This window comes from Pseudodesulfovibrio sp. zrk46 (genome assembly GCF_012516435.1).
GTDB lineage: Bacteria > Desulfobacterota > Desulfovibrionia > Desulfovibrionales > Desulfovibrionaceae > Pseudodesulfovibrio.
The window spans coordinates 3,907,301-3,931,903 of sequence record NZ_CP051216.1 but is presented as its reverse complement, the minus strand read 5'-3'; the positions used below and the strand labels follow the sequence as shown (position 1 = coordinate 3,931,903).

Here is a 24,603-nt window from a genome sequence, read left to right as displayed (position 1 = left end):
GCCGGTCGATTGACCGGCCAGGCATCAAATAACTTTTAAGATAGGGGATATCCATGACGTTGGACGATCTGTTCACCTTGCGTGGAGCGCCGAATCAGACGGCTCAGGGCCGAAACCTGAAGGCTATCCAGATATCCATTGCCGCACCTGAGACCATTCGTGAATGGTCCTTCGGTGAGGTGAAGAAACCGGAAACCATCAACTATCGTACCTTTAAGCCCGAACGTGACGGCCTCTTCTGCGCCAAGATCTTCGGTCCCGTGAAGGATTACGAGTGCAACTGCGGTAAGTACAAACGCATGAAGCACCGCGGCATCGTCTGCGAAAAGTGCGGCGTTGAAGTTATTGCTTCCAAGGTTCGTCGTGAGCGTATGGGCCACATTGAACTGGCTGCTCCCGTTGCACACATTTGGTTCCTCAAAACCCTGCCTTCCAAGATCGGTACCTTGCTGGACATCACCATGGCCGACCTTGAAAAGGTACTGTACTTCGACTCCTTCATCGTTCTTGATCCGGGCGAAACCCCGCTCAAGAAGCATCAGGTTGTGTCTGAAGATCAGTACTTCCAGGTGATCGATCACTTTGGTGAGTCTGCTCTGGAAGTTGGTATGGGTGCTGAAACTGTTCGCACCATGCTGGAAGCGCTTGATCTGCCGACCCTGCGTACTGAGTTGCGTGAAGAGTCTGCTACCACTCGTTCCCAGACCAAAAAGAAGAAAATCACTAAGCGACTGAAGATCGTCGAGGCTTTCCTGGAGTCCGGCAACAAGCCCGAGTGGATGATTATGGAAGTAATTCCCATCATTCCGCCCGAACTGCGTCCTCTCGTCCCCTTGGACGGCGGCCGTTTTGCCACCTCCGACCTCAACGACCTTTACCGTCGTGTTATCAACCGTAACAACCGCCTCAAGCGTCTGCTGGAACTCGGTGCTCCCGAGATCATCATTCGTAACGAGAAGCGTATGTTGCAGGAAGCCGTCGACGCACTGTTCGATAACGGCCGCCGCGGCCGTGCCATCACTGGCACCAATGGTCGTCCGCTCAAGTCCCTGTCTGACATGATTAAGGGTAAGCAGGGCCGCTTCCGTCAGAACCTTCTCGGTAAACGTGTCGACTACTCTGGTCGTTCCGTTATCGTTGTTGGTCCTAAACTGAAGCTGCACCAGTGCGGTCTGCCCAAGAAGATGGCTCTTGAGCTCTTCAAGCCCTTCATTTATGCGGAGCTGGAAAAGCGCGATATCGCCACTACCATTAAGTCTGCAAAAAAGATGGTCGAACGCGAAGACCTCGTTGTCTGGGATATCCTGGAAGATGTTGTCCGCGAATACCCGATCATGCTCAACCGTGCACCGACCCTTCACCGTCTGGGCATTCAGGCCTTTGAGCCGCTCCTGGTAGAAGGTAAGGCCATTCAGCTGCACCCGCTCGTCTGTTCCGCGTACAACGCTGACTTTGATGGTGACCAGATGGCTGTCCACGTGCCTCTGTCTGTCGAAGCACAGATCGAGTGCCGCGTACTCATGATGTCTACTAACAACATCTTGAGCCCGTCCAACGGTTCTCCCATCATCAACCCCTCTCAGGATATCGTTCTTGGTCTGTATTATCTGACCACGCCTCGTTCCTTTGAGAAGGGCGAGGGCATGATCTTCTCCGACCCTGCAGAAGTTGTTTGCGCTTATGACCACGGTGCAGTTGGCCTCCATGCCCGCATCAAGGTCCGCGTCAACGGCAAGATTGAAGAGACTACCACCGGTCGTATCATCGTCAGCGAATTGCTTCCTGAAGCAGTGCCGTTCGACATGGTCAACTGCGTGCTCAACAAGAAAAACATCGCCGCTCTGGTTACCGGCGCCTACCGTATGGCAGGCACCAAGGCCACGGTTATCCTGTGTGACCGTATCAAGGATCTCGGATACGAATACGGTGCCCGTGCAGGCGTTACCATTGGTGTGAAGGACCTCAAGATTCCTGACACCAAGCCTGGTATGCTCGAAACTGCCCACGCTGAAGTGGACGAGATCGAAAACCAGTTCCAGGACGGTATCATCACCCGTACTGAAAAATACAATAAGGTCGTCGACGTCTGGACCAAGGTGACCAACGACATTTCCAATGAAATGATGCAGGAAATGTCCACCGATGTTCTGGTCGATCCCAAGACCGGTGAGACCGAGGTTAACTCCTCCTTCAACCCGATCTACATGATGGCCACCTCTGGTGCTCGTGGTAACCAGGATCAGATGCGTCAGCTCGCGGGTATGCGTGGTCTGATGGCTAAGCCTTCTGGTGAAATTATCGAAACACCGATTACTGCCTCCTTCCGTGAAGGTCTGACAGTTCTTCAGTACTTTATCTCCACTCACGGTGCTCGTAAGGGTCTCGCGGATACCGCGCTCAAGACTGCGAACTCCGGTTATCTGACACGTCGTCTCGTTGATGTTGTTCAGGATGTTACCGTTTCCGAAATGGATTGCGGTACAGTGGACGGACTGGAGCTGACTCACCTCATTAAGGGTGGTGAAATCAAGCAGCGTCTGCATGAACGTGTACATGGTCGTGTAACCATGTTCGACGTGTATAATGAAGACACTGGCGAACTCATCGTTCCGGCCAATACCGTTATTGATTCCAAGTACGCCAAGGCTGTCGACGAATCCGGTATCAACTCCATGACCATCCGCTCCGGCTTGACCTGTAAGGCCAAGCAGGGCGTTTGCGCCATGTGTTACGGTCGAGACCTCGCTCGTGGCCATCTGGTCAACGTCGGTGAGACTGTCGGTATTATTGCTGCACAGTCCATTGGTGAGCCTGGTACCCAGCTTACCATGCGTACCTTCCACATCGGTGGTACCGCATCCAAGGAGATTGAATCCTCCTCCATCGAATCCCAGCACAATGGTCGCGTTGTTACCTCTCGTATGCGTACCGTCGTTAACTCCGAAGGCCACAAGATGGTTCTCGGTAAGAGTTGTCAGGTCGGTATCGTTGATGAGCAGGGCCGTGAACGTGAAAAGTACGTGCTGCAGGCTGGTTCCCGTCTCTTGGTCGAAGAAGGCCAGGATATCAAGAAGGGCACCATGCTGGCTGAATGGGATCCCTACATGGAACCCTTCATCGTCGATGCAACCGGTACCATCAAGTTCAAGGACATCATCGAAGGCAAGACCGTTCAGGAAGACCGTACTTCCAAGGCTTCCTTCACCATCATGGAATACCGCACTACCAACTTCCGTCCGTCCGTCACCATTTTGGGTGAAGATGGCGAACCAGTGCAGCGTCCCGGCACCGATATCGATGCCAACTTCGCAATGCCTGTTGGTGCAATTCTGATGGTTAAGGACGGCGACCAGGTCACTGCCGGTGACGTCATCGCACGTAAGCCTCGTGAGTCTTCCAAGACCAAGGATATCGTTGGTGGTCTGCCTCGCGTTGCTGAGCTCTTCGAAGTTCGCAAGCCCAAGGATCAGGGTGTCGTCTCTTCCATCGACGGTATCGTGACCTTCGGTCCTGAGACCAAGGGTAAGCGCAAGGTTGTTGTTACTCCTGAGATTGGCGACACCAAGGAATTCCTTATTCCCAAGGGTAAGCACATCACTGTCCAGGAAGCCGACTTCGTTGAAGCCGGTGACCTCCTCACCGAAGGTAACCCCGAACTGCATGACATCCTTCGAATCAAGGGTGAAAAGCATCTCGCTCGCTACCTCGTCGAGGAAATCCAGGACGTGTACCGCTTCCAGGGCGTTAACATCAACGATAAGCACATTGAAATCATTGTGCGTCAGATGTTGAAGAAGGTCTCTATCCTCGAGCCCGGTTCCACCAGCTTCCTCATTGGCGAGCAGGTTGATAAGCAGCGCTTCATGGAAGAGAACGCCAAGGTGCTCGCAGAAGGCGGTAAGCCCGCAGTGGCCGAAACTCTGGTTCTCGGTATCACTCAGGCTTCTCTGTCCACCGACTCCTTCATCTCTGCAGCTTCCTTCCAGGAAACCACCAAGGTCCTGACCGAAGCTTCTCTGAAGGGTAAGAAGGATGACCTTCGCGGCCTCAAGGAAAACGTTATCGTCGGTCGTCTGGTACCTGCAGGTACTGGCTTCCGTAAATATACTGACTCCGACATCTCTGTGCCGGAGCAGGCTGAGCGTCCAGACAAGTTCCTGGAAGAGCTCGAAGAAAATCCGCTGCTGGTTCATACTGAGCAGTAAGATTATAACACTCCGAAAGGAGTGCCTAATAGACTGAAAAAACTGGAGAGGTCTCGCCTCTCCAGTTTTTTTGCAGGAAATTGGATCATTGTAACTTAATTGATTCGGGCAAATTGCTTGACAAGGTTCGAACTTTAGGATTACTTGCGGTCCTCTTTGCGCAGTAGTGCGCGTGGTATTGTATTAACTAATGACTGGAGGATTAATGCCTACCATTAACCAGCTCATCCGTAAGGGACGTCAAGTTCAGCCCAAACGGAAGAAGACCCCGGCCCTGTTGGAATGCCCTCAGCGTCGCGGTGTTTGTACCAGAGTATACACCACGACCCCTAAGAAGCCGAACTCCGCGCTTCGTAAGGTCGCTCGTGTACGTCTGACCAACGGCATCGAAGTAACCGCCTACATCGGTGGTGAAGGCCATAACCTGCAGGAACACTCCGTGGTTCTGATCCGTGGCGGTCGTGTAAAAGACCTTCCCGGTGTCCGTTACCACATCGTGCGTGGCTCCCTCGACACCTCTGGTGTTGACGATCGTCGCCGCGGCCGCTCCAAGTACGGCACCAAGCGTCCTAAATAAGGTTATAGCCTCATTCGTAATGCCCGGGGTGGGATGACAAAGTAGGGCGGAGGCTGCCCGAAATAATGTCCCCCCGGCCGAAATTCAAGGAGAAAAAAATGCCTCGTAAAGGTCCTGTCCAAAAGAGACAGATCCTGCCGGATCCTGTATACGGCAGCAAGCTCGTGACTCGTTTCATCAACCGTCTTATGTTGGACGGTAAGAAGAGCACCGCAGAAAGAATTTTCTACAAGGCCATCGAGAACCTGGCTGACAAGACCAACGAAGACGGTCTGCGCGCTTTTGAGAAGTGCCTGGAGAACGTTCGTCCGGCTCTGGAAGTCAAGTCCCGCCGTGTTGGTGGTGCTACCTACCAGGTACCCATGGAAGTTCGTCCTGACCGCCAGACCGCTCTGGCCATTCGCTGGATGATCAACTACGCCCGCAGCCGTGGTGAGAAGGGCATGACTGCTCGTCTTTCCGGTGAGTTCCTCGATGCCTTCAACAACCGTGGCGGCGCTGTCAAGAAGCGCGAAGACACCCACAAGATGGCTGAAGCCAACAAGGCTTTCGCTCATTACCGCTGGTAAACCCGGAGTATTAAAGTGGCAAGAAAAGTACCCAGAGATAAGCAGCGCAATATTGGTATCATGGCCCACATCGATGCGGGCAAGACTACCACTACCGAGCGTATTCTGTTCTACACCGGTGTTTCTCACAAGATCGGTGAAGTACATGACGGCGAAGCTACCATGGACTGGATGGTTCAGGAGCAGGAGCGTGGTATCACCATCACCTCTGCAGCAACCACCTGTTTCTGGCGCGACCACCGCATCAATATCATTGATACCCCCGGTCACGTCGACTTCACCATGGAAGTTGAGCGCGCTCTGCGCGTCCTGGACGGCGCTGTAGCCGTTTTTGACTCCGTTGCCGGTGTTGAGCCTCAGTCTGAGACTGTGTGGCGTCAGGCGGACCGTTACCAGGTCCCCCGCATGGCATTTGTTAACAAGATGGATCGTATCGGCGCTGACTTCTTCCGTTGCGTCGACATGATGAAGACCCGTCTTGGTGCCAAGGCCGTTCCTCTTCAGCTCCCCATTGGTGCTGAGGACGAGTTCGAAGGTGTTGTCGACCTGATCGAAGGTAAGGCTTACATCTACGACCATGTAGACCATGGCGCTTCCTTCTCCACCATCGATGTTCCCGCAGACCTGCAGGACCAGTACGAAGAGATGCGTGGCGAAATGATCGAAGCCATCGCCGAGGAAGACGAAGCTCTGCTCGAGAAGTACATGGCTGATGAAGAGATCACTGCGGAAGAAATCCGTGAAGGTGTCCGCAAGGCTACCAACGCTCTCACCATCTGCCCCGTCCTGTGCGGTACCGCTTTCCGCAACAAGGGCGTGCAGCCTCTGCTCGATGCAGTTGTCGACTACCTGCCATCTCCCCTCGACATCGAGGTGATGAAGGGTATCGATCCGGCTTCTGGCGACGAGATCGAGTGCCCCTGCGAAGATGACAAGCCTCTCTCCGCTCTGGCATTCAAGCTGGCTACCGACCCGTTCGTTGGCCACCTGACCTTCCTGCGCCTTTACTCCGGTAAGATCGAGTCCGGTTCCACCTTCATGAATGGTGCTACCGGCAAGAAAGAGCGCATCGGTCGTCTCCTGAAAATGCACGCTAACAAGCGTGAAGAAATAAAAGAGGCATACGCCGGTGACATCGTCGCCGCTGTCGGCCTCAAAAACCTGGCAACCGGTGACACTCTGTGTGACCTGAAGAACGCCGTTGTTCTGGAGTCTTTGGACATCCCGGATCCGGTTATCGAAGTTGCCATCGAACCCAAGACCAAGGCAGACCGTGACAACCTGTCCAACGCTCTCGTCAAGCTCGCTAAGGAAGATCCGTCTTTCCGCGTGCATACTGACGACGAGACCGGACAGTGCCTGATCGCCGGAATGGGCGAGTTGCACCTGGAAATCATCGTTGACCGTCTTCTCAGAGAGTTCAACGTGAACGCGAACGTGGGTGCTCCCCGCGTGGCGTACCGGGAGACCATTTCCCAGGCGACCAAGGTCGATGTCAAGCATGCCAAGCAGTCTGGTGGTCGTGGTCAGTACGGCCACGTTGTTCTGGAAGTCGAGCCGAATTCTGAGAATGGCTACGCCTTCGAGGACGAAATCAAGGGCGGCGTAATTCCGAAGGAATACATCCCCGCTGTTGATAAGGGCATCCAGGATGCCATGAAGAACGGTATCGTCGCCGGTTTCCCGGTTGTCGATGTTAAGGTCAAGCTGGTTTTCGGTTCCTACCACGAAGTCGACTCCAGCGAACAGGCCTTCTACATTGCCGGTTCCATGGCTATCAAGGAAGCTTGCAAGCAGGCCAAGCCGGTTCTGCTTGAGCCCATCATGTCCGTAGAAGTCGTCACCCCTGAGGATTACCTCGGTGACGTCATGGGTGACCTGAATGGTCGCCGCGGTCGTGTTGGCGAAATGGAAGCTCGCCCCGGTGTTCAGGTGGTTCGCTCCTTCGTGCCGCTGTCCGAAATGTTCGGATATGCTACCGATCTGCGTTCCAAGACCCAGGGCCGTGCAACCTTCACCATGCAGTTCGATCACTACGAGAAAGTGCCGAACAGCTTGGCTGAAGAGTTGATGACACAGAAAGATTAACGACGAGCCGGGATTTTCCCTTTGCTTGACAGTTTGGCTGGTCGGGTGTACATCACCCGACCGCTGCAATGAACTGCGCCGTTTTTGTTACGGACGTACAAAAGTGGCGCGAGCAAAGATAAATCCTTTGAGGAGAAAGCACTATGGCTGCTTCGATGGCGAGCGATCGCATCAGAATTAAACTGAGATCATACGATTACCGTATTCTTGATAAGGCTGTCACCGAAATCGTTGACACCGCCAAGAATACTGGTGCGGCAATTGCCGGCCCCGTGCCGCTGCCGACCCGCATTCATCGTACCACCATCCAGAAGTCCGTTCACGTTGACAAGAAGTCCCGTGAGCAGTTTGAAATGCGCATTCACAAGCGCCTTCTGGATATCCTTGAACCCACCCAGCAGACTGTTGACGCTCTCGGCAAGCTTTCCTTGCCCGCAGGCGTGGACGTCGAGATCAAACTCTAGGAGGATTAGTTATTATGGCTAAGACTCTTGGTATTCTCGGCAAGAAGCTGGGCATGACCCGCATCTTTAAAGATGACGGTACCATCTGCCCTGTTACTGTTATTGAGGCAGGCCCTTGTCCGATCATGCAGATCAAGACTGACGACAAGGAAGGCTACAACGCCCTGCAGCTTGGCTACGACGCCATTGCTGAACGCAAGGTGAACAAGCCCATGAAAGGCCACATGGCCAAGGCTGGTAAGGATCTCTACCGCACCCTCAAGGAATTTCCCCTTGATAATGTGGAAGAGTACGAACTCGGCCAGGAAATCACCGTTGATATTTTCGCTGTTGGCGACAAGATCAAGGTAACCGGTACCTCCAAAGGTAAAGGTTTCCAGGGTGTCATGAAGCGTCACAACTTCGCTGGCTCTCGTGCATCCCACGGTGCAGAAAAAGTTCACCGCGTTCCCGGCTCTGTCGGTAACGCCACCTTCCCGGGCCGCGTCTGGAAGGGCAAGAAGATGCCCGGCCAGATGGGTAACGCCCGTGTAACCGTTAGCAACGTGGAAATCGTTGATGTTCGTCCTGAGGATAATGTCCTCGTGGTGAAGGGGCAGATCCCCGGAGCCAACGGCGGTCTCATCATGCTCCGCAAGAACGGTTAGGGGGAATCATCATGGCAAAATTGCAAGTTGTAGATCAGAATAATACTAAAGTTGGCGACATCGAGCTGGCCCCTGAGGTCTTCGAGGTTGAAATTCAGCCCGAGATCCTCAATCTGGTAGTTCGCTACCAGCGCGCAGCTGTCCGTCAGGGCACCCATGCCACCAAGACCCGCGGTCTGAAGCGTGGTGGTGGTCGTAAGCCTTGGCGTCAGAAAGGTACTGGCCGTGCACGTGCCGGTTCCTCTCGTTCGCCCCTGTGGCGCGGCGGCGGAATCACTTTTGGTCCGCAGCCCCGTGACTATTCTTTCAAGGTTAACAAGAAGGTCCGCAAGCTGGCCCTGCAGATGGCTCTGTCCTCTCGCGTCTCTGAAGAGAAGCTGACTGTGGTCAAGTCCATCGACCTCGCAGAGGTTAAGACCAAGGCTTTTGCGGCCGTTGCTGATAAGCTCGGCCTCGGCAAGACCCTGATCGTCGCCAAAGACGCTGACGAGAAGCTGGTGCTTTCCGCACGGAACATGCCCCACATCAAGGTCATCGAAGCCGACAAGCTGAATGTGTATGACGTGCTGCTGTACCCCGAGCTGGTTATGCTCGAGTCTGCCGCTCAGGACGTTCAAGAGAGGTTGAAGTAATGGATTACTCCAAAGTTTTGCTGAAGCCCGTTGTGTCTGAGAAGGCTAACGACGCGAAAGAGCAGTCCAACCACGTTGCTTTCTACGTTCATCCCGATACCAACAAGATCGAGGTGAAGAAGGCAGTTGAGGCCGCTTTCGAAGTCAAGGTCGAGTCCGTTAACATCATTCGCAAGAAGGCCATGCCGCGCAAGAAGTTTGGTCGTATCACCGGTCGTATTCCGGGATACAAGAAGGCCTACGTCAAGCTCGCGGAAGGCGATAAAATCGAAATCTTCGAAGGAGTGTAAACCATGGCAACCCGTAAGCTGAAGCCTACTTCTCCGGGCCGCCGGTTCCAGACGATCTCCGATTTTGCTGAGATCACCCGGACCACTCCCGAGAAGTCGCTGACCAAAGGCCTGACCAAAAAGGCCGGTCGCAACAACAATGGTCGTGTCACCATGCGCCGTCGCGGTGGTGGTCACAAGACTCTGTACCGCATCATCGATTTCAAGCGTAACAAGCTTGGCATTCCCGCCAAGGTCGCTGAGATCGAGTACGATCCCAACCGCAGCGCTCGTATCGCTCTTCTGCACTACGCAGACGGTGAAAAGCGCTACATCCTGGCTCCTGTTGGCCTGAACCAGGGCGATCAGATCCTCGCAGGCGAGGGTGCTGACATCAAGCCCGGTAACGCCATGAAGCTGTCCCAGGTTCCGACTGGTACCATCGTGCACAACATCGAACTGCACCCCGGAAAGGGTGGCCAGTTCTGCCGTGCAGCCGGTACCTACGCCCAGCTGATCGCTAAGGAAGGCAAGTACGCACTGCTGCGTATGCCCTCCGGTGAAGTCCGCAAGGTCCTCGCCACCTGCTGTGCTACCGTTGGTCAGGTTGGTAATATTCATCACGAGAACATCAAGATCGGTAAGGCTGGCCGTAATCGCTGGCTCGGTCGTCGTCCGAAGGTTCGTGGTGTTGCAATGAACCCGATCGATCACCCGCTGGGTGGTGGTGAGGGCCGTAGCTCTGGTGGTCGTCACCCGGTTTCTCCGTGGGGCACCCCTGCCAAGGGTTACAAGACTCGCAACAAGAAGAAGGCTTCCTCGAAGCTTATCGTCAAACGCCGCGGCCAGAAGTAGGAGTATAATTAATGCCTAGATCTCTTAAGAAAGGCCCGTTCATTGACGGCCACCTTATGAAGAAAGTCGAAGCCGCTTCCGAGAACCAGGACCGCCGTGTGATCAAGACTTGGTCCCGCCGTTCTACGATCTTCCCCGAGATGGTCGGTATGACCTTCGCCGTTCACAACGGTCGCAAGTTCATCCCGGTTTTCGTGACCGAAAATATGGTCGGTCACAAACTCGGTGAGTTCTCACCCACCCGTACCTACTTCGGCCACGCCGCCGATAAGAAAAAGAAGTAGGGTAGGAGGACATCATGGAAGCTAAAGCAGTAGCAAAATTCATTCGTGTGTCTCCGCGTAAGACCCGCTTGGTCGCTGAGAATATCAAGGGTAAGGGTGTAGAGGATGCTCTGAACATCCTCCGCTTCACCCCCAAGAAGCCCGCCAAGATTCTCGGCAAGGTTCTCTACTCTGCCATTTCTAATGCAGAGCAGATGCCCGGCGTGGACGTTGACTCCCTGATCGTTGATTCGGTCATCGTCAACGAAGGCCCGACCTGGAAACGTATTCAGCCGCGTGCCATGGGCCGCGCATACCGTATCCGCAAGCGTACCAGCCACATCACCATCGTGGTCAAGGAGCAGTAGTATGGGACAGAAAGTACATCCTTACGGTTTCCGTCTCGGTTATAACAAGAACTGGATCTCTCGCTGGTACAGCAAGAAAGACTACGGTGCATTCGTGCTCCAGGACGACCAGATCCGCAAGTTCGTTAAGAAGAAACTCTACCAGGCTGGTATCGCTCGTCTCGAAATCGAGCGCGCCGGCGGTAAGGTTCGCCTGATCATCCACACCGCGCGTCCCGGTATCGTTATCGGTCGCAAGGGTGTAGAGATAGAAAAGTTGCGCGAAGAACTCCGCAACAAGTTTCAAACTGAATTCACCATTGAGGTCAACGAGATCCGTCGACCGGAGGTTGAAGCTCAGCTCGTAGCTGAGAACATTGCCCAGCAGCTCGAACGTCGAATTGCCTTCCGCCGTGCCATGAAGCGTACGGTGGGCCTTGCCAGGAAATTCGGCGCCGAGGGTATCAAAATCGCGTGTGCAGGCCGTCTCGCCGGCGCTGAAATCGCACGCGGCGAATGGTACCGTGATGGGCGTGTGCCCCTGCACACTCTCCGTGCCGACATCGACTACGGTTTCGCCGAAGCTGCCACCACCTACGGCGTAATCGGTGTCAAGGTCTGGATCTTCAAGGGTGAGATTCTTGACAAAGAGGTTGAACAGTAATGCTTGCTCCAAAAAGAGTTAAATTCAGAAAGCGGCAGAAAGGCCGCCTCAGAGGCAAGGCCCAACGGGGTAACAGTGTGTCCTTCGGCGAAATCGGCCTGAAGGCATTGGAGCACGGAAAGATCACCAGCCAGCAGATTGAATCCGCTCGTGTCGCCATTATGCGTCACATCAAGCGCGGTGGTAAGGTCTGGATCCGTATCTTCCCTGATTTCCCCGTCACCTCCAAGCCCGCGGAAGTCCGCATGGGTAAGGGTAAAGGTGCTCCCGAAGGTTGGGTTGCACCGGTGAAACCGGGTCGTATCATGTACGAAGTAAAAGGCGTCGACATTGAGCTCGCGAAGGAAGCCCTCAAGCGTGCTTCCTACAAGCTGCCCATCAAGACTGCCATCGTTGTGAAGGAGGGTATGTAATATGCTGTCCATCAAGGAACTTCGTGAACTGGATGACGCTAAGCTCAACGAGAAGTTGGTTGAAACCCGCCAGGAGCTGTTTGGTATTCGCTTTAAGCATGCCACTGCCCAGCTGGAAGACACCCGTGCTCTGAGCGGCGCCAAAAAGACCATCGCCCGTATCCTGACTATTCAGAAGGAACGACAGGGAGCGTAGAGAAATGGCTGAGTTCAAATACAAAGGCAACAGGCGCGTGCTCACCGGCCTGGTCGTCTCCGACAAAGCTGACAAGACCATTGTCGTCCGCGTCGAGACCCTGGTGAAGCATCCGCTGCTGAAGAAGTATATCCGTCGCCGTAAGAAGTTCATGGCTCACGATCCGAGCAATGACTGCGGTGTTGGCGATAAGGTGCAGATCGTTGAATCCCGCCCCATGTCCAAGCGTAAGCGTTGGCACTTGGTGCAGATTCTCGAGAAGGCCGTCTAGGGTTTAGGAGGAAATACCATGATTCAGGTTGAATCCAAGCTCGACGTGGCCGATAACTCTGGTGCCAAGAAGGTCCAGTGCATCAAGGTGCTTGGTGGTTCCAAGCGCCGTTACGCCGCCGTCGGCGACATCATCGTAGTGTCCGTCAAGGAAGCCATGCCTCACTCCAAAGTGAAGAAGGGCTCCGTGATGAAGGCCGTTGTTGTTCGTACTAAGAAGGAAATCGGTCGCCCCGATGGTTCCTACATCAAGTTCGATAACAACTCCGCCGTGCTGCTGAACAATAACATGGACCCCGTTGGTACCCGTATTTTCGGACCCGTGGCCCGTGAACTGCGCGCAGCCGGTTTCATGAAGATCGTTTCCCTCGCTCCTGAGGTCCTGTAAGAGGAAAGATGATGAAGACTAAGATCCGTAAAGACGACAAAGTCATGGTCATCGCCGGTAAGGACAAGGGAAAGATCGGCAAGGTGCTCAAGGTTCTGAAGAAGAAGGACAAAGTCCTGGTTGAGAAAGTCAACATGGTTCAGCGCCACACCAAAGCCAATCCCTATGCCCAGCAACCTGGCGGGATTATCGAGAAGGAAGCCCCGGTTCACGTATCCAATGTGGCTGTTGTGTGCGATGCATGCACCAAGCCCACGCGGGTCGGGTACAAGAAGACTGAAGACGGGAAGAAAGTTCGCTTCTGCAAGAAGTGCAACGAGATCTTCAAATAGGTATCAGTATGACACGTCTCGAAAAAGTATATAAAGAAAAGGTGGTCGCCGAGCTCCAGAAGGAATTCGGTTACAGCTCTTCCATGGAGATCCCCAATCTTACTAAGATCTCCCTCAACATCGGTCTCGGTGCAGCTGCTCAGAACAGCAAGCTCATCGAACCCGCTGTGAAAGAGCTGACCGCTATCGCCGGCCAGAAGGCCGTCGTTACCAAGGCTAAGAAGTCCATCGCGCAGTTCAAACTGCGCGAGGGCATGCCCATCGGTACCCGCGTCACTCTGCGCGGCGAGAACATGTGGGACTTCTATGACAGGCTCGTGAGCTTCGCTCTGCCCCGTGTCCGCGACTTCCGCGGCGTTGCTGACCGTGGTTTTGACGGTCGTGGCAACTTCACCATGGGCATCAAGGAACACACTATCTTCCCCGAGCTTGAAATTGATCAGGTAGAGTTAGTTAAGGGCATGAACGTGACTGTGTGCACGACCGCCAAAACCGACAAGGAAGCCAAGCTGCTGCTCGACCTCCTTGGCATGCCCTTTAAAAAGTAGGAGGACGGAAAGTGGCCAAAACAAGCATTCGCGTTAAGGCACGCCGCAAACCCAAGTTCAAGGTTCGCGCCTACAATCGTTGCCCGATTTGTGGCCGTCCTCGTGCTTTTCTGAGGCGCTACGGCATCTGCCGTATCTGCTTCCGTAACAAGGCTCTCGCCGGAGAACTTCCCGGCGTCCGCAAGGCGAGCTGGTAATTAAGGAGAAATGAAATGGCTGTTGTTGATCCTGTAGCCGACATGTTGACCCGCATTCGGAATGCGTACGGTGCCTTCCATAAGGACGTTACCGTGCCCACTTCCAAGATGAAAGCTTCCATCGCGGGTATTCTGAAGGAAGAAGGTTATATTACCGACTACGCTGTCGAGGACAGGGGCATCAGTATTACCCTCAAGTACGCTCAAGGCAAACCGCTTGTCACTGGCCTGAAAAAGGTCAGCAAGCCCGGTCGCCGCGTATACGTAGGTGCTTCTGATATCCCCCGTGTGCAGAATGGTATCGGTATTTGTATCGTGTCCACCTCTAAGGGGTTGCTCGAAGGCGCCAAGGCCAAAGAGGCCAACGTTGGCGGCGAGCTGCTCGCCGAAATCTGGTAGAGAGGTTCCACTATGTCTCGTATAGGAAAGAATCCCATCGACATCCCAGCTGGTGTCGAGGTATCTGTTGGAGCCTCTGAGATCCAGGTAAAGGGACCCAAGGGTTCCCTGACTACTCCGGTTCACGAAACCGTTGAGTACAAGGTCGAGGATGGCAAGGTGTTTGTCACTCGCGTTAACGACACTCGCGCCGCTCGCGGCCAGCACGGTCTTCGTCGGACTCTGCTCGCCAACTGCGTAGAAGGCGTTTCCAAGGGCTACTCTAAAGCTCTGGAAGTTGTTGGCGTTGGTTACAAGGTGTCCGTACAGGGCAAGAAGGTTGTACTGGCCGTTGGTTATTCCCATCCGGTCGAATTCGATCTGCCTGCCGGTATCGAAGCCAAAGCGGAAGGCTCTAAGCTGACCATTGATGGTATCGATAAGCAGCTTGTCGGTGAAGTTGCGGCTCAGATCCGCCGCGTGCGTCCGCCGGAACCCTACAAGGGCAAGGGCATCAAGTACGTTGACGAAATCATCCGCCGCAAGGCCGGTAAGTCCGGTAAGTAGGGGTAATCGCCATGGCTAAAAGCAAAAATGCACAGAGGCTTTCTCGTAAGCCCCGCATCAGAAAGAAGATCTCCGGTACCGAAGCACGGCCCCGTCTGGTCGTCTTCCGCTCCAACCAGCATCTCTATGCTCAGTTGGTGGATGACGTTGCTGGCGTGACCCTCGCCGCTTCCAGCACTCAGGTGCTGGGCGAGGGCCTCAAGGCCAACAAGGAATCCGCAGCCAAAGTAGGCAAGGACATTGCCGCTAAGGCTATCGAGAAGAAGATTGAAACAGTCGTCTTCGACCGGAATGGATACATCTATCACGGCAAGATCAAAGCCCTTGCCGACGGCGCTCGCGAGGGCGGGCTGAAATTCTAGGTAGCTAGGAAAGTACAATGGAACAAAATGAAAGTGGATTGATTGAAAAAATCGTCTACCTCAATCGTGTCGCCAAAGTAGTTAAGGGTGGCCGCCGTTTCAGCTTCAGCTGCCTGGTGGTCGTCGGTGACGGTGAAGGTGGAGTCGGCTACGGACTGGGTAAGGCCAACGAAGTGCCTGAAGCCATCCGTAAGGCTAGCGAGCGCGCTAAAAAGAACATGATTCAGGTTCCCCTGCTGGACGGCACTCTGCCGTACGAGGTCCTGGGTCGCTACGGTGCAGGCCGAGTAATGCTCAAGCCCGCATCCCGTGGTACCGGTATCATCGCCGGTGGTCCTGTGCGCGCGATCATGGAAGCCGTTGGCGTCCATGACATCCTGACCAAGGCAATTGGTACCAACAACCCGCACAACGTGCTGCGTGCTACCATTGCTGGTCTCGAATCCCTGCGTAGTGCCGAGGAAGTTTCCGCTCTTCGCGGTGTCCCGGTTTCCACGCCGAGAAAGTAAAGGAGATTCGCCGTGTTGAAAGTTAAACAAGTTAAAAGCAAGATCGCTTGCAAGCCCGACCAGGTAAAGACCCTGGCCGCTCTGGGCCTGCGCAAGATCGGTCAGGTCAAGGAGCACGACGATAACGCTGTGATCCGTGGCATGATCTATAAGGTCAGGCATCTGGTGGAGGTAGTAGAATAATGAGACTTCATGAACTCTATGCTTTCCCTGAAGAGTACAAGAATCGCCGCCGCATTGGTCGTGGCTCCGGCTCCGGCTGGGGTAAGACCTCTGCTAAGGGTCACAAGGGTCAGAACTCCCGCTCCGGCGGTGGTGTTCGTCCCGGTTTTGAAGGTGGCCAGATGCCTCTGGCACGCCGCCTGCCCAAGCGTGGCTTCAAGAACCCCTTCCGCGTTGAATACGTAGCTATCAACGTGGGCCGTCTGATTGCCCTGTTCGAAGGTAAGGACGAGATCACTCTCGCCGAAATCTACGATCGTGGCATCGCCAAGACCGGAGCTCCGGTCAAGGTTCTCGGAACCGGCGAAGTGGAGAAGGCTGTGACCATTGAAGCACATCGCTTCAGCGCGTCTGCTGCCGAGAAGATTGCCAAGGCTGGCGGTACCGCCAAAGCCATCGAAGGCTAAATAAGAGTACATCGGAAGGGTTGTTATTGTGGCGATGTCAGGAGTTGAGAATCTTGCCCGATTGCCAGAGCTGAAAAAGAAGCTGCTCTGGACGTTCGCACTGCTTGCTGTCTACCGGATGGGCATCCATATCCCTATTCCCGGCGTCGACAGCGCAGCCCTGAGTGAATTTTTCGCTCAGGCGCAGAACACTCTCTTCGGGATATTCGATATGTTCTCGGGCGGCGGACTGTCTAACATGTCCATCTTCGCCCTTGGCATTATGCCCTACATCTCGGCCTCCATCATCCTTCAGCTCCTGACCGTTGTGTCTCCTGAGCTGAAACGCCTCCAGAAGGAGGAGGGTGAAGCTGGTCGTAAGAAAATAACCCAGTACACCAGATACGGCACCGTACTCATTACCATCGTGCAGGGCTTTGCCATTGCCACCGGTCTTGAGTCTGCTGCCAGCCCCACTGGGGCACCGATGGTATTAATCCCAGGTTGGGGGTTCAAGATCATGACGATCTTGACCCTCACCGCGGGTACCGTCTTCCTGATGTGGCTGGGTGAACAAATGACTGAAAAGGGGATCGGAAACGGTATCTCCATTATCATCTACGCTGGTATTATTGCTGGCCTGCCGTCTGCGGTGGTCAACACTGTTCAGCTGATGACTGTGGGTGAAATCTCCCTGTTCGTACTGCTTCTTATCGGAGCATTCATGGTCGCTACCTTGGCGTTCATCGTCTTCATGGAACGCGGCCAGCGCAGGATTCCGATTCACTATGCTAAGCGTCAGCAAGGACGTCGCATGTTCGGTGGGCAGACTACTCATCTGCCTCTCAAGATTAACACTGCTGGTGTTATTCCGCCGATCTTCGCTTCTTCCATTCTGATGTTCCCGGCGACCCTTGCACAGTTCTCGAACGTGCAGTGGTTGCAGGATGTAGCCTCATTCATGAGTCCTGATTCCATTATTTATAACATCTTGTTTATTGGAATCATCATCTTCTTCTGTTACTTCTATACAGCGATCATGTTTGATCCTAAAGGAATAGCAGAGAACATTCAGAAGCAGGGCGGCTTCATTCCGGGCATTCGTCCGGGCGCTCGCACCAGAGAGTACATCGATAAGGTGCTGGCACGAATCACCCTGTGGGGCGCATTCTACGTTGCCTTGGTTTGTGTTATTCCCATGCTCCTGATCTCGAACTTCGGCGTACCTTTCTACTTCGGTGGAACTTCGCTGCTGATCGTTGTCGGTGTTGCAATGGACTTCATGGGCCAGATCGAGTCCTACCTGATTTCGCGTCAGTATGAGGGCTTGATGGGCAAAGCCGGAAAAGGACGATAACCTTGAAAAAATTCAGGGGTGTCTTCCTCAAGAATGATAAAGAGATTGGCCTCATGCGTGAGGCCAATCGTATTGTTTCCCGTATCCTCGATGAGTTGAGTGAGGCTGTCCGTCCAGGCATTCCCACCATGGCTCTTGAGGATATCTGCCGAGCACGCTGCGAAGAATTCGGAGTGCGTCCGGCATTTTTGGGGTATCAGGGATTTCCCTATGCCCTGTGCTGTTCTGTCAACGAAGAGATTGTGCACGGCTTCCCGTCCAAGGATCGTATCCTGGAAGAGGGCGACATCGTAAGTGTCGACATGGGCGTCGTGTATCAAGGCTTCTACGGAGACTCTGCCCGGACCTTTGCGGTAGGAAATATTTCCGAAGAAGCTAAAAAACTCATGGACGTAACCCGTGAGTCTCTTTACAAGGGTATCGAACAGGCCGTCCCCGGCAACAACTTGTATGACATCTCCGCGGCAATACAGTCATACGTTGAAGGGTTCGGTTTCGGTATAGTCCGTCGATTTGTCGGACACGGGATCGGAAGTCATCTCCATGAGAAGCCTGAGATCCCCAACTTCGTCCCCAAGGGCATGTCCGGTGTTCCTCTCAAAGCCGGTATGGTGCTTGCCATTGAGCCGATGGTCACGGTTGGGACTCACGAAGTTGAAGTGTTGGAAGACAAATGGACCGCAGTGACCAAGGACAGGAAGCTGTCCGCTCACTTTGAGCACACAGTTGCGGTTACTTCCGATGGACCCAGGATATTGAGCTTGTCTGACTGATCTATGGAGATGGACAAATAAGACTTGCTCTTTGTCGTTAAACGCTGTATAAAACGCAGCTTCGTTTAAAAGGCCACCCCCCACGAAAGAGAGGGGGGTATTGGCATTATTGTTATTTAGACAGTTTGGAGACGGTCATGAAAGTCAGACCTTCTGTTAAGAAAATGTGTTCCAAGTGCAAAGTAATTAGGCGCAACGGCGTTCTCCGTGTAATCTGCGAGAACCCCCGCCACAAGCAGCGCCAAGGATAAAGGGTAAATACTATGGCACGTATAGCTGGTGTTGATTTGCCGAGAAACAAGCGCATGGATATTGCGCTGACGTATATCTACGGCATTGGTCGTACCACGGCCCTGCAGATTCTCACGGATACCAAGATCGATTGGCAGACCAACAGTGACAACCTCACTGCTGATGAAGTCAACGCTATCCGTAAGGAAATTGAAGACAATTACAAAGTTGAAGGTGATCTCCGCCGTGAAATCACTACCAACATCAAGCGTCTGATGGACATTGGCTGCTACCGCGGTCTGCGCCATCGTCGCGGTCTGCCCGTTCGCGGTCAGAAGTCCAAGACCAACGCTCGCACCCGTAAGGGCCCCCGTCGCTCCGTGATGGGCCGCAAGAAGAAATAGCGCTGGTTCATTAGTTAATATTCGCGACAGTCTTAATAGACTTTGACGCGTTTTTTAAGATTTTAATTCAACTGGAGATTAGCCATGGCTAGACCTCGTCGAGCTGGGAAGAAAAAAGAAAAGAAGAACATTCCCGTAGGCATCGCTCACGTCAAGGCCACGTTCAATAACACGATCGTGACCTTCACTGACGTTAAGGGCAATGTCGTCAGCTGGGCTTCTGCAGGCGCTCACTTCAAGGGTTCCCGCAAGTCCACTCCTTTTGCGGCGCAGATGGCTGCTGAATCCGCTGCCAAGCGTGCTCAGGATTCCGGCATGCGCACCGTAGGTATTTACGTCAAGGGCCCCGGCTCTGGTCGTGAAGCCGCTATGCGTGCCATCAATAACGCAGGCTTCAAGGTGACCTTCATTCGTGATATCACCCCGATTCCGCACAACGGTTGCCGTCCGCCCAAACGCCGCAGGGTCTAATTAAGGAGAACTATCGTGGCAAGATATACTCAAGCAAAATGCAAGCTCTGCCGTCGTGAAGGGGAGAAACTCTTCCTGAAAGGCGATCGCTGCTACACTGATAAGTGCGCTTACGAAAAGCGCCCCTACCCTCCGGGACACTCCGGCCGCATGCGTCACAAGATGAGCGATTACGCCATCCAGTTGCGCGAAAAGCAGAAGGTTCGCCGTATGTACGGTGTCCTCGAAGGCCAGTTCCGTGATTACTACCATCGTGCCGACAGCATGAAGGGCGTCACCGGTCACAACCTGCTGATGCTTCTCGAGCGTCGACTCGACAACGTCATCTACCGCCTCGGTTTCGCGAACTCTCGCGACCAGGCTCGCCAGCTGGTGCGTCATGGCATCTTCATCATGAATGGCCGCCGCGTGAACATTCCGTCCATGCAGGTTAAGCCCGAAGATGTTATCGAGGTGCGTGAAGAAGCTCGCAAGATCCCTGTGATCGGCGAAGCCCAGGAAGTCATCGCCCGCCGCGGCTGCCCCGAGTGGCTCGAGTCCGATGGCGCTAACTTCAAGGGTACGGTTAAGGCCATGCCCAGCCGGGACGACATCCAGTTCCCGATCAACGAGCAGCTCATTGTCGAATTGTACTCCAAGTAAATAGGGGACTTCATGCTTATTGAGAACGGCGACAAACTCATCAACACCCGCAACTGGAATGAACTCGTGAAACCCGAGAAACTCGTGCGTGACGCTAAGTCTGGCGAGAATTACGGCAAGTTCATCTGTGAACCCCTGGAGCGCGGTTACGCTACCACTATCGGTAACGCCATGCGCAGGGTACTTCTGTCCTCGATGCAGGGGTGTGCCATCGTTGCCGCCTCCATCGAAGGCGTGCAGCACGAGTTCACGACCATGTCCGGTGTACTGGAAGACACGACCGAATTGGTACTGAACCTGAAGCAGGTTCGCGTTGCCATGACCACGGACGAGCCGCAGCGTCTCGTTCTGGAGGCCAACAAGAAGGGCCAGGTCACCGCATCCATGATTCAGGAGAACCAGAACGTTACGGTGCTCAACGGCGACCAGCTGATTGCCACCTTGACTGAGGATCGTCCTCTGAAGATGGAGCTGGAAGTACGCATGGGCAAGGGCTATGTCCCGGCCGATATGCATGAAGGCTTGACCGATGAAATCGGCTCCATCATTCTTGATGCGAGCTACTCTCCGGTCAAGAAAGTAGCATACTCCGTGGAGCAGGCTCGTGTCGGCCAGATGACAAACTACGATAAACTTATCCTCGAAGTGTGGACTGACGGTTCCGTCACCCCCGAGGATGCCTGTGCATACAGTGCCAAAATCCTGAAAGATCAGCTCTCTGTCTTTATCAACTTCGATGAACTGACCTCAGAGGCAGCCGAGGAAGAAGAAGATGCAATTGATCTGAACCCGAACCTCTTCAAATCCATTGATGAGCTCGAACTCTCAGTTCGCGCCACCAATTGCTTGAAGGCCGCCAACATTCAGTTGGTAGGTGAACTGGTTCAGCGTACCGAACAGAGCATGCTCAAGACCAAGAACTTCGGACGTAAGTCTCTCGACGAAATCCGCCGCGTTTTGGACAGCATGACCCTTAAGTTTGGCATGTCAGTTGAGGATTTTGACAAGAAATACCAGGAATGGTTGAAGAGGAAAGAGAAAAATGAGGCATAGAAAGTCCGGTCGCAAACTGAATCGGTCCAATTCTCACCGCACCGCTATGTTCAAGAACATGGCCCGTGCGCTCATGACCTACGAACAGATCCGAACCACCGAAGCCAAAGCTAAAGAACTTCGTCGCATTGCTGACAAGCTCATCACTCTGGCTCTTCGTAACGACCTGCACGCTCGCCGCCAGGCCTACAAGGTACTTGGCAGCCACCAGATGGTGCAGCGTCTCTTTGATGAAATCGGTCCTCGCTTTGAAGGCGGTACCGGCGGTTACACCCGCATCATCAAGCTCTCCCAGCCCCGTAAGGGCGACTGCGCTCCCATGGTCATTATTGAACTGACCAAGAAAGCAGCAGCACCTGCCGAGGAAGCAGCTCCTGTAGCTGATACCAAGGAAGACTAGCTGAGATTTAAAGGGCAGGTCATATGACCTGCCCTTTTTTTATAGTTAAGTATAGATAACATCGATAAATGGGATCGGTTCTATATGGATGTCCGTAAGCTGGAAGCATTCTGCAAGGTCTACGAACTGCAAAATTTCTCAAAGGCTGGAGAGGTCATGTATCTCTCTCAGCCAACAATAAGCTCCCATGTCGCCAATCTTGAGGAAGAGTTGGGCGTGCGTCTTTTTGACCGTATGGGGCGTAAGGTTATGCCAACGCAGGCTGGGCATGTACTATACCGAAGTGCTGTATCGGTATTTGAGCACCTTTCCCAGGCTAGAGCATCCATTGAGATGCTTCGTGATAAAATTGTTGGCGAACTTGTTGTCGGTTGTAGCACTATCCCTTCGCATCACATCATGCCTGGACTTCTTGCTGATTTTTCAGCGAAGTATCCGGATGTAACTTTTGTTGTTCGTACTAGTGACTCGGCCGAAGTAATCAAACGTGTCGCCTCTGGGGATTGGCCTGTTGGAATAGTAGGGCAACTACCAGATGAAGACGGTTTATCCTCTGAAATGATCCTTGAAGATGAAACAGCTGTTGTAGCTTCGGCAAAAGCCTCATGGCTGCCTGACACAGGTAAAGCGTTGTCCATTGATGAGTTGGTTAAACTGCCATGGGTCATGCGTGAGAAAGGATCTGGCACTCGCCGGGTCCTTGAGGGAGCTCTGGAAGAAGTGGGACAGACGCTTGATGCTCTCAATGTGCGGTGCTGGGTTGATGGTACGTGTGAGACTATCGCCCATACATTGGGTGGTGTTGGTGTCAGTGTCACCTCCAAGTTGGCTTCTGAACCATTTGTTCAGAATGGAAGCATGGTTCGCCTCAAGGTTCCCTTTATGGAAGGCGTGCGTAAATTTTATCTCGTTTATCATCGTGACCGTCATATGTTTCCTGCGTTACGAACCTTTGTTGATTTTCTTAGAAAATAAAAAAAGCCCGGCCAAATGGTCGGGCTTTTTTTATTGATCTTATATTACTCAGATTAATTTTGAGGCAGAAAGGTGAGTTCTGGAATAGCATCAATTATGCCGTTGTTTTTGAGATGCTGATAAAACAGTTTAAGTCCTTTCTGTTCATTTTCTCCAAAATCGTAGACCAGTCCATCGAAGTACGAGCACATTTCCGTAGCATTAAGACAGCTGTCTTCCGATGCTAATGTGCACATCGCTGTGATGTTTTCTGATCCCCAATTTTTCCCTGCAAGCAATTTGGCGCAGCCAGTGCGAATCACTTCTCCATTCTTTTCCAGACTCGTCCGTTGAACTATCCAAACACCAAATATGAAGGGAAGTGACGTCAGGTCTCTCCACGCTTCTCCCAAATCAGTGCGGTGAGGGTAGTCTGGGTGATATCTTAGATTGAGGGCCTCGTCGCCAATTGCAAGGATAGCATCTGGTCGTTTACCGCTTTTTAATTCGGAAGTGGCATCACCAGAAACATATTTTACGTTCACTTTCCACTCAGCCAATAGAACTTTGAGTAAGGCAGCTGAGGTGTGCGTCTGAGAACTTACGAGAATGGTCTTTCCAGACAATTCTTCAATCGAATACTGACTAAGAAGAAGTACGCTTTGAACCGGACCGCGGCTTCCAATGGCGATGTTCGGCAACAGGTAATACTTCTCTGGATGTCGAGCATACTCAATACTGGAAGCTGCCGAGATGTCCAACTCACCAGCGTCCATGAGACGGTTGAGCGCCGATGGCGGTCCAGAAACAATATCGAAGTCGCCTTCTATGAGTCCTGTCTCCAGTGGGTGATAGATGGGCAGGACGTTGAGGTAGCCGATCTTGCCGAGTCGAATAGTCATCACTCGACCTCCAGAATTGTATAGTCCATGCTACGCTGTTTTGGTGTGAAACCAGCCGCGTCGACGAGGCGGTGTATCTCTTCTCTGGAGAGCCTGAAAGCTACGCCAGCGGCTTTGACCACGTTTTCCTCAATCATTGTCGATCCGAAGTCGTTACCGCCGAAATAGAGGGCAAGCTGAGCGATTTTCGGCCCCATGGTGACCCAGGAGACCTGAACATTGTCGATATTGTCGAGTACAATGCGGGATACAGCCAGCATGCGCAGGTATTCAGTGGAAGTGAGCTTGCGGCAATCTGGCAATTGAGTGAAGTCCGGTTGGAAAGTCCATGGGATGAAGGCAGTGAAGCCGCCTGTTCGGTCCTGAGTGTCACGTACGGCAAAGAGATGTTGGAGACGATGCTCGATAGTTTCTTTGTGCCCGAACATCATTGTGGCAGTTGTGCGAAGCCCTTGATTGTGGGCTTCTTCCATAACGCCCAGCCACTGGTCAGCAGGGCACTTGTTGGGGGCAACCTCAGAACGTACTTCATCCACGAGGATTTCCGCGCCTCCACCTGGAATGGAATCGAGGCCAGCTTCATGCAGACGACGGATGACTTCGGAGACGGGAATCTTGTTCATTTCGCTCCAGAAGACGACCTCGGGCGGCGAAAATGCATGGATATGAACTTTATAGTTGGCCTTTATGTACCGGAGCATGTCCTCATACCAACTCAGAGGCAGCTCGGGGTGGTGTCCTCCTTGCATGAGTATTTGGGTGCCCCCAAGATCCAGGGTCTCCTGAATCTTTTGGCCAATCTCTTCATAAGAGAGAACGTAGCCACCGTCCTGATCCGGTTCCTTATAGAACGCGCAGAACTTGCAAGCACAGACACAAATGTTGGAGTAGTTGATATTACGGTCAACTACATAGGTAACCACTGGCGCCGGGTGTTTGCGCAGGCGAACCTGATGGGCGAGGTGTCCAAGGTCGAAGAAGTCGGCTTCGTTGTACAGCGTCAGCGCTTCGTCGAAATCAATACGCTGCCCGTCGAGTACTTTTTGATAAATTGCTTCGAGTGTCATC

At 53.4% G+C, this 24,603-nt stretch carries 36 protein-coding genes; 34 read left to right on the top strand and 2 right to left on the bottom strand.

Annotated features, from left to right (window positions below; all coding sequences use genetic code 11):
* The first annotated feature begins 53 nt into the window (after positions 1-53).
* The 34 genes from rpoC to HFN16_RS17930 all read left to right on the top strand — a co-directional run bounded on the left by rpoC (position 54) and on the right by HFN16_RS17930 (position 22,654).
* A complete protein-coding gene (gene rpoC / locus HFN16_RS18095; RefSeq protein WP_168892074.1) occupies positions 54-4,205 on the top strand; it encodes a DNA-directed RNA polymerase subunit beta' in 4,152 nt (1,383 codons plus the stop codon).
* Between the two features lie 205 nt (positions 4,206-4,410).
* On the top strand, positions 4,411-4,782 hold the full coding sequence (gene rpsL / locus HFN16_RS18090; RefSeq protein ID WP_168892073.1) for a 30S ribosomal protein S12: 372 nt from the start codon (positions 4,411-4,413) through the stop codon (positions 4,780-4,782).
* A gap of 98 nt (positions 4,783-4,880) precedes the next feature.
* Positions 4,881-5,351 (top strand): 30S ribosomal protein S7, encoded by a 471-nt coding sequence (gene rpsG / locus HFN16_RS18085; protein ID WP_168892072.1) that lies wholly within the window; start codon positions 4,881-4,883, stop codon positions 5,349-5,351.
* 15 nt (positions 5,352-5,366) lie between these two features.
* Positions 5,367-7,439, top strand: coding sequence for an elongation factor G (gene fusA, locus HFN16_RS18080; protein ID WP_168892071.1), 2,073 nt, complete (start codon positions 5,367-5,369; stop codon positions 7,437-7,439).
* 143 nt (positions 7,440-7,582) lie between these two features.
* Positions 7,583-7,903, top strand: a complete 321-nt coding sequence (gene rpsJ / locus HFN16_RS18075; protein WP_168892070.1) for a 30S ribosomal protein S10 — start codon at positions 7,583-7,585, stop codon at positions 7,901-7,903.
* Between the two features lie 14 nt (positions 7,904-7,917).
* The gene (gene rplC / locus HFN16_RS18070) at positions 7,918-8,550 is read left to right on the top strand and encodes a 50S ribosomal protein L3 (RefSeq protein ID WP_168892069.1); all 633 of its coding nucleotides are present in this window, start codon (positions 7,918-7,920) and stop codon (positions 8,548-8,550) included.
* Between the two features lie 11 nt (positions 8,551-8,561).
* Positions 8,562-9,182, top strand: a complete 621-nt coding sequence (gene rplD / locus HFN16_RS18065) for a 50S ribosomal protein L4 (RefSeq protein ID WP_168892068.1) — start codon at positions 8,562-8,564, stop codon at positions 9,180-9,182.
* A complete protein-coding gene (rplW, locus tag HFN16_RS18060) occupies positions 9,182-9,472 on the top strand; it encodes a 50S ribosomal protein L23 (protein ID WP_168892067.1) in 291 nt (96 codons plus the stop codon). The genes rplD and rplW overlap by 1 nt, the downstream gene beginning before the upstream one ends.
* Positions 9,473-9,475: 3 nt before the next feature.
* Positions 9,476-10,306, top strand: a complete 831-nt coding sequence (rplB, locus tag HFN16_RS18055) for a 50S ribosomal protein L2 (protein WP_168892066.1) — start codon at positions 9,476-9,478, stop codon at positions 10,304-10,306.
* Positions 10,307-10,317: 11 nt separating this feature from the next.
* A complete protein-coding gene (gene rpsS, locus HFN16_RS18050; protein WP_168892065.1) occupies positions 10,318-10,590 on the top strand; it encodes a 30S ribosomal protein S19 in 273 nt (90 codons plus the stop codon).
* 14 nt (positions 10,591-10,604) lie between these two features.
* Positions 10,605-10,937, top strand: coding sequence for a 50S ribosomal protein L22 (gene rplV / locus HFN16_RS18045; RefSeq protein ID WP_168892064.1), 333 nt, complete (start codon positions 10,605-10,607; stop codon positions 10,935-10,937).
* 1 nt (position 10,938) lies between these two features.
* On the top strand, positions 10,939-11,580 hold the full coding sequence (gene rpsC, locus HFN16_RS18040) for a 30S ribosomal protein S3 (protein WP_168892063.1): 642 nt from the start codon (positions 10,939-10,941) through the stop codon (positions 11,578-11,580).
* Entirely contained in the window at positions 11,580-11,993 is a 414-nt protein-coding gene (gene rplP / locus HFN16_RS18035; RefSeq protein WP_168892062.1) for a 50S ribosomal protein L16, read from the top strand. The genes rpsC and rplP overlap by 1 nt, the downstream gene beginning before the upstream one ends.
* Before the next feature lie 4 nt (positions 11,994-11,997).
* Positions 11,998-12,189 carry a 50S ribosomal protein L29 gene (gene rpmC / locus HFN16_RS18030; RefSeq protein WP_168892426.1) on the top strand — a complete coding sequence of 64 codons (192 nt, stop codon included), beginning with the start codon at positions 11,998-12,000 and terminating at the stop codon, positions 12,187-12,189.
* Between the two features lie 4 nt (positions 12,190-12,193).
* Positions 12,194-12,460, top strand: coding sequence for a 30S ribosomal protein S17 (gene rpsQ, locus HFN16_RS18025; RefSeq protein ID WP_168892061.1), 267 nt, complete (start codon positions 12,194-12,196; stop codon positions 12,458-12,460).
* An 18-nt stretch (positions 12,461-12,478) separates the two neighbouring features.
* Positions 12,479-12,847, top strand: a complete 369-nt coding sequence (gene rplN / locus HFN16_RS18020; protein ID WP_168892060.1) for a 50S ribosomal protein L14 — start codon at positions 12,479-12,481, stop codon at positions 12,845-12,847.
* A gap of 8 nt (positions 12,848-12,855) precedes the next feature.
* Positions 12,856-13,179 (top strand): 50S ribosomal protein L24, encoded by a 324-nt coding sequence (gene rplX, locus HFN16_RS18015; RefSeq protein ID WP_168892059.1) that lies wholly within the window; start codon positions 12,856-12,858, stop codon positions 13,177-13,179.
* Between the two features lie 8 nt (positions 13,180-13,187).
* Positions 13,188-13,727 carry a 50S ribosomal protein L5 gene (gene rplE / locus HFN16_RS18010; protein ID WP_168892058.1) on the top strand — a complete coding sequence of 180 codons (540 nt, stop codon included), beginning with the start codon at positions 13,188-13,190 and terminating at the stop codon, positions 13,725-13,727.
* Positions 13,728-13,738: 11 nt separating this feature from the next.
* Entirely contained in the window at positions 13,739-13,924 is a 186-nt protein-coding gene (locus tag HFN16_RS18005) for a type Z 30S ribosomal protein S14 (protein ID WP_097013558.1), read from the top strand.
* A 15-nt stretch (positions 13,925-13,939) separates the two neighbouring features.
* Positions 13,940-14,323 carry a 30S ribosomal protein S8 gene (gene rpsH / locus HFN16_RS18000; protein ID WP_168892057.1) on the top strand — a complete coding sequence of 128 codons (384 nt, stop codon included), beginning with the start codon at positions 13,940-13,942 and terminating at the stop codon, positions 14,321-14,323.
* A 12-nt stretch (positions 14,324-14,335) separates the two neighbouring features.
* On the top strand, positions 14,336-14,869 hold the full coding sequence (rplF, locus tag HFN16_RS17995) for a 50S ribosomal protein L6 (protein WP_168892056.1): 534 nt from the start codon (positions 14,336-14,338) through the stop codon (positions 14,867-14,869).
* Between the two features lie 11 nt (positions 14,870-14,880).
* The gene (rplR, locus tag HFN16_RS17990) at positions 14,881-15,231 is read left to right on the top strand and encodes a 50S ribosomal protein L18 (RefSeq protein ID WP_168892055.1); all 351 of its coding nucleotides are present in this window, start codon (positions 14,881-14,883) and stop codon (positions 15,229-15,231) included.
* 17 nt (positions 15,232-15,248) lie between these two features.
* Entirely contained in the window at positions 15,249-15,740 is a 492-nt protein-coding gene (gene rpsE / locus HFN16_RS17985; protein WP_168892054.1) for a 30S ribosomal protein S5, read from the top strand.
* 12 nt (positions 15,741-15,752) lie between these two features.
* A complete protein-coding gene (gene rpmD, locus HFN16_RS17980) occupies positions 15,753-15,923 on the top strand; it encodes a 50S ribosomal protein L30 (RefSeq protein ID WP_168892053.1) in 171 nt (56 codons plus the stop codon).
* Positions 15,923-16,369: a 50S ribosomal protein L15 gene (gene rplO, locus HFN16_RS17975; RefSeq protein ID WP_168892052.1), complete on the top strand. Its 447-nt coding sequence runs from the start codon at positions 15,923-15,925 to the stop codon at positions 16,367-16,369. Before rpmD ends, rplO begins: the two co-directional genes overlap by 1 nt.
* Before the next feature lie 28 nt (positions 16,370-16,397).
* Positions 16,398-17,705, top strand: a complete 1,308-nt coding sequence (gene secY, locus HFN16_RS17970; RefSeq protein ID WP_210772217.1) for a preprotein translocase subunit SecY — start codon at positions 16,398-16,400, stop codon at positions 17,703-17,705.
* Between the two features lie 2 nt (positions 17,706-17,707).
* Complete coding sequence (gene map, locus HFN16_RS17965) at positions 17,708-18,478, top strand: type I methionyl aminopeptidase (protein WP_168892051.1); 771 nt, start codon at positions 17,708-17,710, stop codon at positions 18,476-18,478.
* Between the two features lie 137 nt (positions 18,479-18,615).
* Complete coding sequence (rpmJ, locus tag HFN16_RS17960) at positions 18,616-18,729, top strand: 50S ribosomal protein L36 (RefSeq protein WP_014324049.1); 114 nt, start codon at positions 18,616-18,618, stop codon at positions 18,727-18,729.
* Positions 18,730-18,741: 12 nt separating this feature from the next.
* Complete coding sequence (gene rpsM, locus HFN16_RS17955; RefSeq protein WP_168892050.1) at positions 18,742-19,113, top strand: 30S ribosomal protein S13; 372 nt, start codon at positions 18,742-18,744, stop codon at positions 19,111-19,113.
* Between the two features lie 84 nt (positions 19,114-19,197).
* A complete protein-coding gene (gene rpsK, locus HFN16_RS17950) occupies positions 19,198-19,584 on the top strand; it encodes a 30S ribosomal protein S11 (RefSeq protein ID WP_015416595.1) in 387 nt (128 codons plus the stop codon).
* A gap of 15 nt (positions 19,585-19,599) precedes the next feature.
* Entirely contained in the window at positions 19,600-20,226 is a 627-nt protein-coding gene (gene rpsD / locus HFN16_RS17945) for a 30S ribosomal protein S4 (protein ID WP_168892049.1), read from the top strand.
* A 12-nt stretch (positions 20,227-20,238) separates the two neighbouring features.
* Positions 20,239-21,279, top strand: a complete 1,041-nt coding sequence (locus HFN16_RS17940) for a DNA-directed RNA polymerase subunit alpha (RefSeq protein WP_168892048.1) — start codon at positions 20,239-20,241, stop codon at positions 21,277-21,279.
* The gene (gene rplQ / locus HFN16_RS17935; protein WP_168892047.1) at positions 21,269-21,679 is read left to right on the top strand and encodes a 50S ribosomal protein L17; all 411 of its coding nucleotides are present in this window, start codon (positions 21,269-21,271) and stop codon (positions 21,677-21,679) included. Before HFN16_RS17940 ends, rplQ begins: the two co-directional genes overlap by 11 nt.
* Positions 21,680-21,763: 84 nt before the next feature.
* Positions 21,764-22,654: a selenium metabolism-associated LysR family transcriptional regulator gene (locus tag HFN16_RS17930; protein ID WP_168892046.1), complete on the top strand. Its 891-nt coding sequence runs from the start codon at positions 21,764-21,766 to the stop codon at positions 22,652-22,654.
* 53 nt (positions 22,655-22,707) lie between these two features.
* On the opposite strand, the gene HFN16_RS17925 is transcribed toward HFN16_RS17930, so the two are convergent.
* Together HFN16_RS17925 and mqnC are read right to left on the bottom strand one after the other, a co-directional pair.
* A complete protein-coding gene (locus HFN16_RS17925; protein WP_168892045.1) occupies positions 22,708-23,535 on the bottom strand; it encodes a menaquinone biosynthesis protein in 828 nt (275 codons plus the stop codon).
* Positions 23,535-24,602 carry a cyclic dehypoxanthinyl futalosine synthase gene (gene mqnC, locus HFN16_RS17920; protein WP_168892044.1) on the bottom strand — a complete coding sequence of 356 codons (1,068 nt, stop codon included), beginning with the start codon at positions 24,600-24,602 and terminating at the stop codon, positions 23,535-23,537. The genes HFN16_RS17925 and mqnC overlap by 1 nt, the downstream gene beginning before the upstream one ends.
* Position 24,603: the final 1 nt, after the last annotated feature.

What these genes read in the sequence shown, in the direction of transcription:
- rplV (WP_168892064.1), top strand. Translation starts at nt 10,605, where the DNA reads ATGGAAGCTAAAGCAGTAGCAAAATTCATTCGTGTGTCTCCGCGTAAG.
- rpsC (WP_168892063.1), top strand. Translation starts at nt 10,939, where the DNA reads ATGGGACAGAAAGTACATCCTTACGGTTTCCGTCTCGGTTATAACAAG.
- mqnC (WP_168892044.1), bottom strand. Translation starts at nt 24,602, where the DNA reads ATGACACTCGAAGCAATTTATCAAAAAGTACTCGACGGGCAGCGTATT.
- rplQ (WP_168892047.1), top strand. Translation starts at nt 21,269, where the DNA reads ATGAGGCATAGAAAGTCCGGTCGCAAACTGAATCGGTCCAATTCTCAC.
- rplC (WP_168892069.1), top strand. Translation starts at nt 7,918, where the DNA reads ATGGCTAAGACTCTTGGTATTCTCGGCAAGAAGCTGGGCATGACCCGC.
- rpsH (WP_168892057.1), top strand. Translation starts at nt 13,940, where the DNA reads ATGGCTGTTGTTGATCCTGTAGCCGACATGTTGACCCGCATTCGGAAT.
- rplD (WP_168892068.1), top strand. Translation starts at nt 8,562, where the DNA reads ATGGCAAAATTGCAAGTTGTAGATCAGAATAATACTAAAGTTGGCGAC.
- rpsJ (WP_168892070.1), top strand. Translation starts at nt 7,583, where the DNA reads ATGGCTGCTTCGATGGCGAGCGATCGCATCAGAATTAAACTGAGATCA.
- rpsG (WP_168892072.1), top strand. Translation starts at nt 4,881, where the DNA reads ATGCCTCGTAAAGGTCCTGTCCAAAAGAGACAGATCCTGCCGGATCCT.
- rplO (WP_168892052.1), top strand. Translation starts at nt 15,923, where the DNA reads ATGAGACTTCATGAACTCTATGCTTTCCCTGAAGAGTACAAGAATCGC.
- rpmJ (WP_014324049.1), top strand. Translation starts at nt 18,616, where the DNA reads ATGAAAGTCAGACCTTCTGTTAAGAAAATGTGTTCCAAGTGCAAAGTA.
- rplX (WP_168892059.1), top strand. Translation starts at nt 12,856, where the DNA reads ATGATGAAGACTAAGATCCGTAAAGACGACAAAGTCATGGTCATCGCC.
- rpoC (WP_168892074.1), top strand. Translation starts at nt 54, where the DNA reads ATGACGTTGGACGATCTGTTCACCTTGCGTGGAGCGCCGAATCAGACG.
- rpsQ (WP_168892061.1), top strand. Translation starts at nt 12,194, where the DNA reads ATGGCTGAGTTCAAATACAAAGGCAACAGGCGCGTGCTCACCGGCCTG.
- rplN (WP_168892060.1), top strand. Translation starts at nt 12,479, where the DNA reads ATGATTCAGGTTGAATCCAAGCTCGACGTGGCCGATAACTCTGGTGCC.
- rplB (WP_168892066.1), top strand. Translation starts at nt 9,476, where the DNA reads ATGGCAACCCGTAAGCTGAAGCCTACTTCTCCGGGCCGCCGGTTCCAG.
- rpsL (WP_168892073.1), top strand. Translation starts at nt 4,411, where the DNA reads ATGCCTACCATTAACCAGCTCATCCGTAAGGGACGTCAAGTTCAGCCC.
- rpsK (WP_015416595.1), top strand. Translation starts at nt 19,198, where the DNA reads ATGGCTAGACCTCGTCGAGCTGGGAAGAAAAAAGAAAAGAAGAACATT.
- HFN16_RS17940 (WP_168892048.1), top strand. Translation starts at nt 20,239, where the DNA reads ATGCTTATTGAGAACGGCGACAAACTCATCAACACCCGCAACTGGAAT.
- rpsE (WP_168892054.1), top strand. Translation starts at nt 15,249, where the DNA reads ATGGAACAAAATGAAAGTGGATTGATTGAAAAAATCGTCTACCTCAAT.
- rpsS (WP_168892065.1), top strand. Translation starts at nt 10,318, where the DNA reads ATGCCTAGATCTCTTAAGAAAGGCCCGTTCATTGACGGCCACCTTATG.
- HFN16_RS17925 (WP_168892045.1), bottom strand. Translation starts at nt 23,535, where the DNA reads ATGACTATTCGACTCGGCAAGATCGGCTACCTCAACGTCCTGCCCATC.
- rplE (WP_168892058.1), top strand. Translation starts at nt 13,188, where the DNA reads ATGACACGTCTCGAAAAAGTATATAAAGAAAAGGTGGTCGCCGAGCTC.
- rplW (WP_168892067.1), top strand. Translation starts at nt 9,182, where the DNA reads ATGGATTACTCCAAAGTTTTGCTGAAGCCCGTTGTGTCTGAGAAGGCT.
- rplP (WP_168892062.1), top strand. Translation starts at nt 11,580, where the DNA reads ATGCTTGCTCCAAAAAGAGTTAAATTCAGAAAGCGGCAGAAAGGCCGC.
- rplF (WP_168892056.1), top strand. Translation starts at nt 14,336, where the DNA reads ATGTCTCGTATAGGAAAGAATCCCATCGACATCCCAGCTGGTGTCGAG.
- rpsM (WP_168892050.1), top strand. Translation starts at nt 18,742, where the DNA reads ATGGCACGTATAGCTGGTGTTGATTTGCCGAGAAACAAGCGCATGGAT.
- rplR (WP_168892055.1), top strand. Translation starts at nt 14,881, where the DNA reads ATGGCTAAAAGCAAAAATGCACAGAGGCTTTCTCGTAAGCCCCGCATC.
- HFN16_RS17930 (WP_168892046.1), top strand. Translation starts at nt 21,764, where the DNA reads ATGGATGTCCGTAAGCTGGAAGCATTCTGCAAGGTCTACGAACTGCAA.